The 13,788-nt window shown below is 47.8% G+C and carries 4 protein-coding genes; 1 reads left to right on the top strand and 3 read right to left on the bottom strand.

Features of this window, described 5'->3' with window-relative positions:
• Positions 1 to 122: 122 nt before the first annotated feature.
• From A8O23_RS01680 to A8O23_RS01670, 3 genes are read right to left on the bottom strand one after another with little or no spacing between them, the layout of a single operon-like run.
• Positions 123 to 470, bottom strand: a complete 348-nt coding sequence (locus A8O23_RS01680) for a hypothetical protein (RefSeq protein ID WP_153042037.1) — start codon at positions 468 to 470, stop codon at positions 123 to 125.
• A gap of 8 nt (positions 471 to 478) precedes the next feature.
• Complete coding sequence (locus A8O23_RS01675; protein ID WP_066615685.1) at positions 479 to 781, bottom strand: hypothetical protein; 303 nt, start codon at positions 779 to 781, stop codon at positions 479 to 481.
• Between the two features lie 56 nt (positions 782 to 837).
• Positions 838 to 1,629: a DUF3050 domain-containing protein gene (locus A8O23_RS01670; RefSeq protein ID WP_066615683.1), complete on the bottom strand. Its 792-nt coding sequence runs from the start codon at positions 1,627 to 1,629 to the stop codon at positions 838 to 840.
• An 885-nt stretch (positions 1,630 to 2,514) separates the two neighbouring features.
• Here A8O23_RS01670 and A8O23_RS21380 point away from each other — a divergent pair.
• The gene (locus A8O23_RS21380; RefSeq protein WP_153042036.1) at positions 2,515 to 13,770 is read left to right on the top strand and encodes a T9SS type B sorting domain-containing protein; all 11,256 of its coding nucleotides are present in this window, start codon (positions 2,515 to 2,517) and stop codon (positions 13,768 to 13,770) included.
• Positions 13,771 to 13,788: the final 18 nt, after the last annotated feature.

Below are 13,788 nucleotides of genomic sequence, written 5' to 3'. Positions count from 1 at the left end.
TCAAGATGGCAGCATTAACAAATTCCTGCCAAGCAAAGAAGCCATCTGCCATCAATTATTACTGATGACAGATGGCTTCTGTTTTAAGGCTACTTTTTAAAAAACAGGCTAAAAACGCCCGTTTACTCACGTCTTGTTGTGTCAGGGCGGGGGCGGCGGGTACTCACGGTGTCAACGTACAAAGGCTGACGGTTCGGCAATACCCGCTGGGTCCGTTCACCCGGTGGGCGCATGGCCGCATCGTGCGGTTGGGCCTCTATGTTTATTTTCCGGTTGACGGTACTAGACTGCTGGTTCATTTGCTCTACCGTAGGCGTGGCTCTATACACACGCACGGGTGCAGTTTCTTCCAACGCCGGATTGTCTCTTGACGAGGTACAGGCAGCACCCACACCTACCGCTACACAGCAAAAAATCGTGCTAAACGTTTTCCGCCCCTTTTTCCCAAAACTCCTCCAAAACGTTTCCATGACCGTGCTTATTCAGTATGTGAACCTTGTGTTAAGTCCTTATCATCAAGCTCCTGTACTGCCTGGTACCCGACAGGGGTCAGGCGCAGGCCGGCAGGGTCTGGAGTAGCATAGCCTTGGTTCCGCAAGTGCTCTTCGGCGCGCTTTTGCACGTCTTTATAGTGGTAGTTCTCGTCTTCCTTATGTAGAAACGGGTAAATATCAGTCCAGGCTAATACTTCCTCTGCCTGGGTGCCTTTGGCTTTGAAGGCTTTTAAGATGAGGTAGCCAGTATTTTCAATGTTCTCGCTGTTTGAGCTCAGGTTATCCATAGTCTGTCGTGTTAAGGTCTGTGCCTCTACAGTACGACAAGACTATGGCAAAAGATTTAACTTGCGGCTCTACGTTGAAAACTAGCCAGTATACTATCCCAAAGGTGCAGGCGCATTTTGTGGCAGGCTACCGCCTCTTCGCGGCATTCCTGCCATTTCTGCTCATCGTCTCCGCACAAAACAGACACCATTTGCATGGCCAGCGGGGAATGCACCTCATCGTCTAGCTGAATGTGGCGGTCCATGTAATACTGGAAAGTATCTAACGTGCCAGGGTAACGGCGGCCAATGTCACCAACCAGACACCGGAACATATCAGGAATTACGTCTTCACGGCCAAAAGTGAAGGCGGCAGCAATACGGTGCGGCTGCCCACTTTGTATGATTTGGAAGGTATGCTTTACAAAGTCCTGCACCGATGCCGGAACTGGCAGATTCTCCAGTTGCGTATAAACGGCTTTGCCATGCTGCAACCCATCCATAAAATCATGCATAAGTTTTGTGTTGGCACCACATTCCTCCATAGCCCTCATGTACAATTCAAAATGGCTGATTGGCTGCCCATCAACATCTACATCGGTTTCCTCTTCCAGCACAATCTCATTAATCAAGCGGCGGTTGGCGGGGTTTCCGTGGGGGGTCCAGGGAACTTCTACGCAGGTAAGGTAGCGCTGCAGGCTTTTGAGCAGGCTCATAAAGTCCCAGACCGCAAAAACATGATGCTCCATGAACACCCGAAGGTCAGCCAGATCATACAGGTTTTCATACAGCGGGTGCTCCATCAACTCTTTGCGGTACGGTTGAAGCTCCTTTTTAAGCCACTGAATTTTTTCTTGATTAATGGGCATAGGAATAGGTGGAATAGGTTAGGTAGTAGACCTGCCAATTAGCAGATGTTTAGGAATGAAGTATTAAATATAAAGGATTCCAGTTGGCATCCAAAAAAGTTCTTCACCACCTAAAACTTACGCTAGTTTTCCATTAAAGAATCAGCAGGGAAGAAATCATACGAAATTCAGTTTAAATCGTTTCTTCTGTTCAGGTCTTTTTTAATTGTAAGCTTCTGGCAGAGAATTGTAGAGCTTAATACACTTTGGTTAAGTATCTTTTTCCCGAAGTTAAAAATCCGCCTTTTTATTTGCCCTCTACTTCCCTCTGTCAAAAAAACTACACCCAACTTACTCTTATCCTTTTACTTAACCCTTTTACATTTCATTGTACTTTACATAACTTATCAAAGAACCCACACCATTAACCAATAAGCCTCTTTCTAAGTTTTTTCTTATTTAACATAAGAGCAATGGGTGCTAAATAAATTTAATAAAATATATAGGTCTATATTTAAATTAGTACTTATATTTATCAGAAACAGGCAAATAAGACTTAAAAACAGTGTTTATAGCCTATATTATAAGACAAATTTATAACTACAAATACTATGATAACATAATTTATATAACTAATCAAATATCAAGTTATCTCTATAAATCATTATAGTTACATGACTTATTATAAATAATACAATTTAACTGTTTGTTATAAAATTTTATCTTGAACAAATATGACTATTCTCAAACACCCCCGAGTTTGCTTAGTCTATAAGTCAACTTTAGCAACAGAAGAATTAATTCAGAAGCGGCTCCACCTGATTCTACTACGCGCGCTCAGCCTTGAATGGTAATCTTTCAGCGCACCTCATTACAGATTTGAACAGGATCAAAAACTCTTCGCATATGGAAAGAACCTTTACTCAAAAAATAACTTACGCATTTCCTCTCCTCCTACTTTGGATGCTTTATATGGCTCCATTGCAATTGCATGCGCAAGGGAACAGTGTACCGGTACATGAAGTTAACCTTACAGGTCAACCCAATGGCATCTGGAATTCAGGAGATCTAAGCCGCAATGGCAGCATTTGTGGCGCTAAAGGCAACGAAAACTGCATTCAGTTCAACATAACCCTTGACAAAAATGCGGGAGGGCTGGAGTTCAGCATTACGGGCGGACCAGTACCTTCCGGCGCCATGGCCTATCAGATAGATTGCGGACCACCCGTACCAGTAGGGCAACCCATCTGCGTATCTGGTGTTGGCCCCCATGTGCTCACCATTTGCATGCCTGGCGGTGCCAGTAATAGCTTTCAGGTAAAGTCCATTGCCGCTTTTACTCCTGTCCCAGACGTAAAAATTTCAGGTGGATGTTCTTCTGTTTTACAGGCTCCCATAGCGTTTGAAGAAGCATCCATCACCTGGACAGATATAACAGGCGGCGGTGCCTACAACAAGTATTTGAGTTGCACCTCAGGTTGCGCTACCCCAACCATAACCCCAGACGACAACGCTCCTGCGTTTGTTGACTACGTGGTGTGCGGTAGTTCAGTAGCTTCACCCTGCTCAGATCTCCCTTTTTGTGACACGGTGCGGGTTTACTTTTTCCCTGCCCCAATAGTTTCTATCAGCCCCACCCCTGCCATTATTTGCCCCGGCTCAACAGGCGTTGAGTTAACCGGAAATGTTACTGGCGGCAGCGGAAACTTCAGCTACTTCTGGACAAATAAAAGTGGGCAGCTATTGGCCACTACAAAAAACTATATAGCTCCTACGGTAGGTGAATATTTTCTCGAAGTTAGAACTGAAAACTACCCTAACTGTAAAAAGTTTGAGGCTTCTGTTACGGTTGTCACAGATTTGTCAGTGAATGCAGGTCCAGACCAATTAATTTGTACCACAAGCCCAGTGTCGTTAACAGGTTCTGTTACGGCTGCCACTGGCGGCATCTGGAGTGGGGGTGCAGGTTCTTTCTCCCCAAATAACACTTCATTGAACGCCACCTACACCCCTACTGCCAGTGAATTGGCGGCAGGCAAGGTAAAACTTACCCTCACAACCACTGTCAACGGCACCTGCTCCCCTATTTCAGATGAAGTACTGATTTCCTTTTACCAATTTAACCTTACCTTCACAGGCCCAGCAGTTATTTGCGCAGGCTCTACGGCCACCATCACAGCTGCAACTACAGGAGGGCAGGCGCCTATCACCTATCAATGGAACACCGGCGAAACCACTGCTACTGTTTCAAACAAAGCTGCCGGCACTTATACAGTGACCGCTACCGATGCGAAAGGATGCTCAATTCAGAAATCATTTACAGTAAGCGAGGAAGCAGGCCCATCAGCTGTTACAATCACCTCCACCCCTTCTACCTGTGGTAACAGCAATGGTTCACTGCAAATAAATGGTGTTACCGGAGGACGAGCTCCTTATTTGTACAGCTTGAATGGCTCAGAATTCAAAAGTGCCACTAGTTATACCGCTCTTTCTGCTGGCACCTACTCCATCAGCGTGAAAGACGCCAATGGCTGCGTGTACAGCAACACGTATATTTTACAAAATATTTCGGGCCCTACCGGTTTTACCACTTCCACCACCAGTACTACTTGCGGCAACAGCAACGGAAGCATTACTGTTTCTAACGTTATAAATGGCCAGGCACCCTTTACTTACAGCAAAGACGGCGTAACTTTCCAAAGCACTAATACTTTTTCCGGAGTAGCCTCTGGGTCTTATACTATTACAGTGAAAGATGCGAACGGCTGCCTCTTCACCAAAACAGTAGTGGTGGGCAGTGCACCAGGTCCCACTACCTTCGCTTTCAACACTTCTTCCAGCACCTGTGGCGCTAGCAATGGCGGCATCACCGTCACCTCAGTGACAGGCGGAACTGCACCTTTCACCTACAGTAAGGACGGCGTTTCTTTTCAGGAGACGGGCACTTTCACAGCGCTTGCCGCCGGCACTTATACGATCACAGTGAAAGATGCGAACGGTTGTATCACCTCCCGCTCCATAGTCATTGGTAACATAGCTGGTCCTTCTGACCTCACTGCCTCCATTACGTCTTCTACTTGCGGAAACAGCAACGGAACGCTAAGCATTGCCGCTACTGGTGGTACTGCGCCCTATACCTATAGTTTGAACGGAGGAGCATTCCAGACAGCTTCCTCTTTCCAGGCTTTAGCAGCAGGCACTTATTCTATTACTGTCAGAGACACCAACGGCTGTAGTTTCTCCAAGGCTTTTACAGTTAACAATATTGCTGGCCCTTCAGACGCTGCCCTCACTACTAAAGCCACTACTTGCGGAACCAAAAACGGAACTATAGCAGTAGCTAGCGTCACTGGCGGAACGGCACCATATACCTACAGTCTAAACGGAGCTGCCTTTCAAAGCTCTGCTTCTTTTTCCGGGTTATCCGCTGGGCAACATTTACTAACTATCAAGGACGCCAATGGGTGTACTTTTGTTAAAACAGTTTTACTGGAGAACATTGCAGGCCCTACTGAGATAAGTTTAACAGCCGCTTCATCTACCTGTGGCTCCAGTAATGGAAGCGTTACCGTCACGTCTGTAATAGGTGGCACAGCCCCTTACTCCTACAGCACCAATGGCACTACTTTTCAGGCATCGGCTACTTTAGCAGGTCTGTCTGCGGGCACTTATACTGTCACCGTAAAAGATGCGAACGGCTGTACCATTACCCGCCAGGTTTCTGTTAGGGACGTGGCAGGGCCATCGGGTTTTACCGCCAGCCTCACTCCATCAACCTGCGGCGGCAACAATGGCTCCATTAACATCGGTAATGTTTCTGGCGGGACAGCTCCTTTTAGTTACAGCAAAGATGGCATCCACTTTCAGGCTTCTGCCACTTTCACTTCCCTAAAAGCAGGATCTTACATGTTCACTGTGAAAGACGCCAACGGTTGTGTTTATGCCAAAGAAGTAAGGTTATCTGACATAGCTGGCCCAACAGCAGTAACGGCCTCTACTGCATCTGCCAGCTGCCTGAACAATGACGGGGAAATAAAAGTGACAGGAGTAACGGGTGGCTCTGCTCCTTATTCCTATTCCATAGATGGTACTGCTTTCCAAACCGGAACCGCTTTTACAGTCCTTGCTTCCGGCAACTACACCGTTACTGCAAAAGATGCCAACGGTTGTTTAGTTACCACGGCTGTTGTTGTTAAAAAGAACGTACCTACCGGCTTTACCACTTCTACAGTAGCATCTACCTGTGGCCGCAACAATGGCACTTTTACTGTTGTTTCAGTTACCGGAGGCACGGCTCCTTATTACTACAGCCAAGACGGCATAAATTTTCAAGCCTCCAGCACTTTCAGCAGTCTAGCCGCCGGCACCTACACCATCACGGTGAAAGATGCAAAAGGCTGTACGTTTACTAAATCAGTAGTTTTAAACAATGTAGCTGGCCCTACTGAGGCAAATGTTTCCACCAGCTCTTCTACCTGTGGTTACAGCAATGCAGCGCTAACAGTAACAGAGGTAACAGGCGGAACTTCTCCTTATACCTATAGCCTTGACGGAACGAACTATCAAACTTCCGCTACATTCAATCAGTTACAGGCAGGCCAGCACACAGTGGCAATTAAAGACGCCAACGGTTGCACATATACAAAATTAGTTGTTATTGAAGATGTGGCAGGCCCTCAAGGTGTAGAATCCACTGTCGTTGCCTCAACTTGCGGCGCCAGTAACGGCAGGGTGATGATTGAATCTGTCAATGGCGGAACTGCTCCCTTTACCTATAGCAAAGACGGAGTTCAGTTTCAGGCTTCAGCCACCTTTGAGAACCTCATCGCCGGCACATATTCTATCTTGGTGAAAGATGCCAATGGCTGCCTCTTTTCGAAAACCATTGAGGTAACAGATCAGGCTGGGCCACGTGACATTGCTATGTCAAACCAAGCTTCCACCTGCGGTGCCAGCAACGGGTCTATCAAAGTGGAAGGGGTAAGCGGAGGAATGGCACCCTACACCTACTCGCTCAACGGACAAGAATTCCAAACGAATGCCACCTATACGGGAGTTCCGGCAGGAGAGCACACTGTTACAGTAAAAGATGCGAATGGCTGTTCCTTTACAAAGAAAGTAAGAGTAGAAAACCTGTCTGGCCCAACCGCACTGGCTTCCACCACTGTTTCCTCCTCTTGCGGAAGAAGCAACGGTGCCTTGAGCGTGAATAGCGTTACGGGTGGCACAGCGCCTTACAGCTACAGTAAAGACGGGGTAAATTTCCAAGCTTCCGCCACCTTTACTGAACTGGCTGCTGGCACCTATACCATTTATGTTAAAGATGCCAATGCCTGCACATTTGCTCAGCAGGTTGCCGTACGAGATGTTCCAGGCCCATCAGCTATCACAGCAGTTTCTAGTTCTGCCAGCTGTTTAAATAACGACGGAAGTATTTCAATCTCCGGCGTGACAGGCGGCACTGCTCCTTACACCTACTCCATAGGCAATACAAACTTTCAGACAGAAATCATTTATGCAGGTATATCTTCAGGCACATACACCATCACCGCCAAAGATGCCAATGGATGCCTTGTTTCTACACAAGTAACGGTAGGGCAAAATGTGCCAACTGCCTTTACGTTCTCCACCACTGAAACTTCTTGCGGGCGCAATGATGGAACCATCACTGTTGGAACTGTTACCGGTGGCACCGCTCCCTATCAGTACAGCATTGATGGCGGTGTCTTCCAAAGCAACTCTACATTTACTGGTTTATTAGCTGGCACACACACCATCAGTGTTCGGGATGCGAAGGGCTGCACTTACAGCAAAGGCGTATCGGTGAGCAACACTGCTGGGCCTGCGTTTACGGTTACAGCTACTGCCAGCACCTGCGGCAATACCAATGGAGCCATTACAGTAAAAGGAGTAACAGGAGGCACCGCTCCTTATCTCTATAGCATAGACGGTACTAATTTCCAATCATCTGCCACATTCATGACAGTGGGCGCGGGTGTGTACCTGATCATGGTAAAAGATACCAAAGGCTGCTTATCATCAGAGGAAATAGAGGTAAAAGACATTGCCGGACCTTCTGATCTAACGTTGGCAGTATCTTCCTCTACCTGCGGCAGTAGCAATGGCAGCATTAACATCAGCTCAGTAGCGGGAGGCACTAGCCCATACACTTACAGCATAAACGGCGCTGCTTTCCAAAACTCTGCAGCCTTTACATCTTTACCCGCAGGCAACCACACCATCACCGTCAAAGACGCCAACGGCTGTACTTTCAACAAAGAAGTGCAACTAGAAAATATTTACGGGCCAACTGATCTGGCGTTGGCAACGGCAGCTTCTACCTGCGGCGCCAGCAACGGCACCATCACCGTAAGAGGAGTAACCGGTGGAGTAGCTCCTTATTCATTTGCACTAAATGGTGGCTCTTTCCAAAGCAGTACTGCCTTTGCCCCTATTACGGCCGGAGAACATACTGTCACTGTGAAAGACGCAAACGGTTGTGTCTTCACTAAAAAAGCTACCGTTACCAACGTAGCCGGACCTACTGACCTGACCGCTGAAATAAGCGCTTCTATCTGCGGAAACAGCAACGGTGCCCTTACCCTAACCAAAATAACAGGTGGAACTGCCCCTTATAGCTACAGCAGAGACGGAGTGAACTTCCAACCCTCTCCTACTTTTACCGCTTTAGCTGCAGGCACCCATACCTTGTTTGTGAAAGATGCGAACGGATGTACCTTTAACAAGTCATTTGTCATCAACAACATCAATGGTCCGGCAGCAGTAACAGCCAGTTCTTCTCCGGCCACCTGTGCTGACAATGACGGCAGCATTATCGTTGATACTGTAACAGGAGGCACTGCTCCTTTTGTTTATTCTCTGGATGGAGTTACTTTTCAGGAATACAACCGCTTTACAGCACTTTCAAGTGGCACGTACACAGTAACTGCTAAAGACACCAACGGATGCCTCGTCACCGCCTCTGTTAAAGTTTCTAAGAACATTCCTACTGCTTTTGACGCTACAACGGTAGCCTCTACTTGCGGCAATAGCAATGGAAGTATTACCATTCTAAATATAACTGGTGGCACGAGCCCTTATTCGTATAGCCTTGATGGTAAAAACTTCCAATCTTCTGCCACTCTTACTGGCTTGGTAGCGAGCACTTACACTATCACAGTAAAAGATGCCAATGGCTGTACTTTTGCTGGCCAAATTCAGATTACCAACACCCCTGGCCCACAAGATTTCACCTCTTCAGTACAGGCGTCAACCTGTGGCAATAGCAACGGCAGTATTTCCATTCGCAACGTTGACGGCGGCACGGTTCCTTTCACCTACTCCCTCAACGGAACTGTCTTTCAAAATTCTTCCACATTTACTGGGTTACGTTCAGGCACTTTTACTGTAACCGTGAAAGACGCTAACGGATGTTCTTTTGTGAAGCAGGTGTTACTGGAAGACATTGCCGGTCCAACTGAAGTTAGAATAGCGTCTAAACCTGCCATCTGCGGCACCAACGGACAGCTTGAAGTAAGAGAAGTAACGGGAGGAACCGCTCCGTTCAGCTATAGTGTAGATGGTGTCCAGTTCCAATCATCTGCTTCTTTCTCAGCTTTGGCTGCCAACACCTACACCCTTACCGTGAAAGATGCCAATGGCTGTACCTTTAGCCAAACAGCAGAAGTGGAATATGTGACTGGACCTGCTGCCTTAACTCTTACAAGCTCTCCTTCTACCTGCGGCGGTGCCAATGGCGGCATCACTGTAAACGGAGTGAACGGCGGCACAGCACCATACACCTATAGCATAGATGGCGTAAACTTTCAGACATCTGTCACTTTCACGGCACTTGCAGCCAATACCTACCAAGTTTATGTGAAAGACGCCAACGGTTGCACCTACACGCAGAAAGCAGAAGTTTCAAACATTGCCGGACCAACCACAATGACAACTGCTGCCCAACCTGCTAACTGCACCAACAGCGACGGCAGTATTACGGTAAGCAATGTAACCGGCGGAACTGCTCCTTTTACCTACTCTATCAATGGCTCCACTTATCAGGAGAGCGGTTCGTTCTCAGGATTGGCAGCAGGCTTGTACACCGTCACGGTGAAAGATGCCAATGGTTGTCAGTTTGCATCGGGGGTAAGAGTTGGGCAAAATGCACCAACGGCATTTACTGTTTCCACCACCGAAACAAGGTGCGGAAACAGTGACGGAACAATCACCATTCTTTCGGTTACTGGAGGAACTGGACCATATACTTATAGCCAAGATGGACAGCGCTTCCAAGCTTCTGCTACTTTTCAGAATCTGAGCGCAGGCTCGCATATCATCACAGTGAAAGATGCGAATGGCTGCACCTATTCAAAGGCAGTTGCTGTCAACAATGTTGCCGGACCAGCTTTCACCGCAACGGTAGTACCAAGCACCTGCGGAAACAGCAACGGCAAAATAACAATCGCTGAAACAAGAGGCGGCACTGCTCCTTATTCATTCAGCATAGACGGCGTTCACTTTCAAACTTCTGCTACGTTCACGGCACTCACTGCGGCAACGTATTCTATTACCGTAAAAGACTCCACTGGCTGCATGTCAACTGAGGTGGTGGTAATAGAAGACAAGGCTGGCCCTACTGACTTTATTGTCTCTGCACAAGCAAGCACGTGCGGATCTGCTAATGGACAGCTTCAGGTAGCTACTGTAACAGGAGGCACTGCTCCGTACACGTACAGCATTAACGGTTCTGTCTTTCAGGATGCTATTGTATTTACTGCCTTAACTGCAGGCACCTACACCATCACGGTTAAAGATGCCAACGGCTGCACCTTTTCCAAACAGGCTTCAGTAAATGACATTGCGAGCCCTGCTGGTTTAGAACTGGCGAGCACTACTGCTACCTGCGGAAGCAACAACGGCACCGTAATGGTAACTACAGTGAAGGGCGGAACAGCACCATTTACCTTCTCTTTAGACGGTAAAGAGTTCAAGGACGAAACCACCTTTACCGCGGTAACTGCCGGAAAACATGTGGTGACCGTGCGCGATGCCAATGGTTGCACTTATGCAGAAACCGTAACTGTAACTGATGTCACTGGACCTACTGGTATTACCGTCAGCACCCAACCTTCTACTTGCGGGGGGAACAACGGAAGTTTAACGGTAGAATTAGTAACCGGAGGCGTTGCTCCTTACACCTACAGCATTAACGGAGGACCCTTCCAACACTCTACTTCCTTTCCCGCCTTACAAGCTGGCACACACACTTTATCAGTGAAAGACGGCAACGGATGCACCTTCTCTAAAGAGATGCTTCTGCAAGACTTGGCCGGACCTACTGCGGCAACAGTAGACACCACTCCTGCCAGCTGTTCTGACAGAGATGGTGCCATTACAGTGAAAGAGGTAAGCGGAGGCTCTGCCCCTTATGCCTATTCTCTTGATGGTCTTTCTTTCCAGAGTAGCGCTTCCTTTACAGGTCTTGCTTCTGGCACCTACAGTGTAACTGTTCAAGACGCAAACGGGTGTTTAACCACGGAAGTAGCTACTGTCGCTAAAACGGCTCCGTCTGCTTTCACCACCTCCGTAGCACCTTCTACCTGTGGCAATGGCAACGGCAGCATTAGTATAACCACCATCAATGGAGGCACCGCCCCTTATAAATATTCAATAGACGGATCTACATTCACCTCTTCAGCCTCTTTTGACAATCTTTCTGCAGGCACTTACAAAGTGACCGTGCTAGATGCCAAAGGATGTGAGTTTGCAGACCAGGTGCAGGTAAAAGATTTGAAGGGCATAGAAAGCGTGGCCGCGGCGGTTACTGGTACTACCTGCAACAACAGCAACGGAACGGTAACGGTAACAGCGGTTATTGGCGGCACAGCCCCTTACACCTACAGCAAAGACGGGGTCAACTTCCAATCAAGTGCTTTCTATAGTGGCCTTACAGCAGGCGCATACGCCATTACCGTGAAAGATGCCAATGGCTGCACATACTCAACTGAAGTCACTATATCAGGTACTGAAGGGCCAACAGATATTACGCTAACTCAACTGTCCTCCTCCTGCGGACAGGCCAACGGGCAAATTACTGTAACCAATGTGGTCGCGGGCGTAGCACCTTATACCTACAGCAAAGACGGCGTTAATTTCCAAGAAACCGGCACCTTCACGGCGCTGACAGCCGGCTCCTATACCATTGTAGTGAAGGATTCCAACGGCTGCACTTACTCTAAATCCATTGAAGTAGAAAGTATTAGCGGACCAACTGATTTCGCTTACACCACTACTGCCTCCACCTGTGGCAACCGCAATGGCAGCATCAGTATTGGAGAAATAAGTGGTGGCACAGCACCCTTCATTTACTCACTTAACGGAGCAGCTTTCCAAAGCCAAACCACATTTAATGAGGTAGCGGAGGGACTTCATACCCTTACCGTGAAAGACGCCAGCGGATGTACCATCACCAAGGAAGTGTCTGTTTCCAACTTGGCAGGTGTCACCGCTATTACCACTTCAACCACACCGGCTACTTGCTCTGAGAAAGGATCTTTCAAAGTAACTTCCACTACCGGCGGCAAGGCGCCTTATGCTTATTCTCTTGATGGAGTCAGCTACCAAACCTCCAGCACCTTCACAGTTCTTTCGCCGCAGGCCTATCAGGTGTTCGTGAAAGATGCGAATGGCTGTGTGTTTACCTCTAGTGTAACTGTAACAGAAAACAAAATAACGAAGGCAACACTTTCTTCTGTTTCAGCTAACTGCGCCCAGAACAACGGATCTATCAACGTAGAATCTGTAACGGGTGGTACACTTCCACTTGCCTACAGCATCAACGGAATTAGCTTCCAATCTGCTGCGGTATTTAGCAACTTAGGTACTGGCAACTATACCATCACCATCAAAGATGCAGCAGGTTGTACCTTCACCCAAAGCCATGAAGTGAAAGGCAGCGGGGGAGCGGAAAGCTTCACCTTGACCAACACAGACGCCACTTGCGGGACTAACAATGGCACTATCATAGTTAGTCAGATAAGCGGCGGCCGAAGTCCTTACACCTTCAGTATTGATGGCAGTAACTTCCAGACTAACCCAGAGTTCACTAGGTTGGCCTCAGGCAAGCATGTGGTAACTGTAAAAGATGCCGCGGGTTGTGTGAAGACAAAGGAAATTAACCTTGGCAACAGCTCCGCCATCACGGGAGTAATCTTCACTACCCAGGCAGCAGGCTGCAGCCAGACCACCGGCCAGGTAGTTGTGAAAGAAGTAACTGGCGGCACTGCTCCTTACACGTACTCCACAGACGGCACTCGTTTCTCTGCTTCAGCTACCCTTACTGGGTTGGCACCTGGCACCTACCAACTAACGGTGAAAGACGCCAATAACTGCACCTACTCCACCTCGGTTCTGATCAAGAAAGTAGAAAGCAAAATAGCTTTAGTGCAGGATGCACTCTGCTCAGGTCAGGCCAATGGTTCCATTTCAGTAACTACCAAAGGCGGAGAAGGCAAAGCAGAATTCAGCATTGACAACGGCCGTACTTTCCTGAAAGATTCTGTGTTTACAAACTTGGCAGGCGGCAGTTATCAGGTTCTTGTCAGATTCTCTCCAGAGTGTACAGTTAACCTTGGCACAGTAGAGATCAAAGAGCCTAAGCCTATTCAAGTAAAAGTAACCGCCTTATCTAATACCGTTGCCGCCAGCTCAACAGGCAGCGCTGCGGTTACTTTTGTTGGCGGCGGTACCGCTCCTTACACCTACCAGCTAGACAAGGGAAGATTTACCACTGACTCTGTCTTTCACAACCTGAGTGAAGGTACCCACCTGCTAGTGGTGAAAGACAAAAACGGTTGTACTACTGAGGTCAACTTCACTATTGAAGCCAGCCAAGACTTTGAAATCCCTACCGGTTTCTCTCCAAACGGTGATGGTTTGAATGACCTGTGGGAAATCAAGAATATCTCCACCCTATACCCTAACTGCAAAATCACAGTGTACAACCGCTGGGGAAGCCCAGTGTTTGAATCGAAGGGATATAGGAAACCATGGGACGGAACTTACAATGGCCAGCCGTTGCCAAATGGCACCTACTACTGCACCATTGATCTGGGGAACGCCCAACCCCTGCTTAAGAAGTCAATAACCATAATGCGCTAGTTTTTTCTCAAAACACCT

The organism is Rufibacter roseus, from assembly GCF_001647285.1.
Classification (GTDB): Bacteria; Bacteroidota; Bacteroidia; order Cytophagales; family Hymenobacteraceae; genus Nibribacter; species Nibribacter roseus.
This window is presented reverse-complemented; position numbering and strand designations above follow the sequence as displayed.

Coding starts and splice junctions, on each gene's coding strand:
- A8O23_RS21380 (WP_153042036.1), top strand. CDS start 2,515: ATGGAAAGAACCTTTACTCAAAAAATAACTTACGCATTTCCTCTCCTC.
- A8O23_RS01675 (WP_066615685.1), bottom strand. CDS start 781: ATGGATAACCTGAGCTCAAACAGCGAGAACATTGAAAATACTGGCTAC.
- A8O23_RS01670 (WP_066615683.1), bottom strand. CDS start 1,629: ATGCCCATTAATCAAGAAAAAATTCAGTGGCTTAAAAAGGAGCTTCAA.
- A8O23_RS01680 (WP_153042037.1), bottom strand. CDS start 470: ATGGAAACGTTTTGGAGGAGTTTTGGGAAAAAGGGGCGGAAAACGTTT.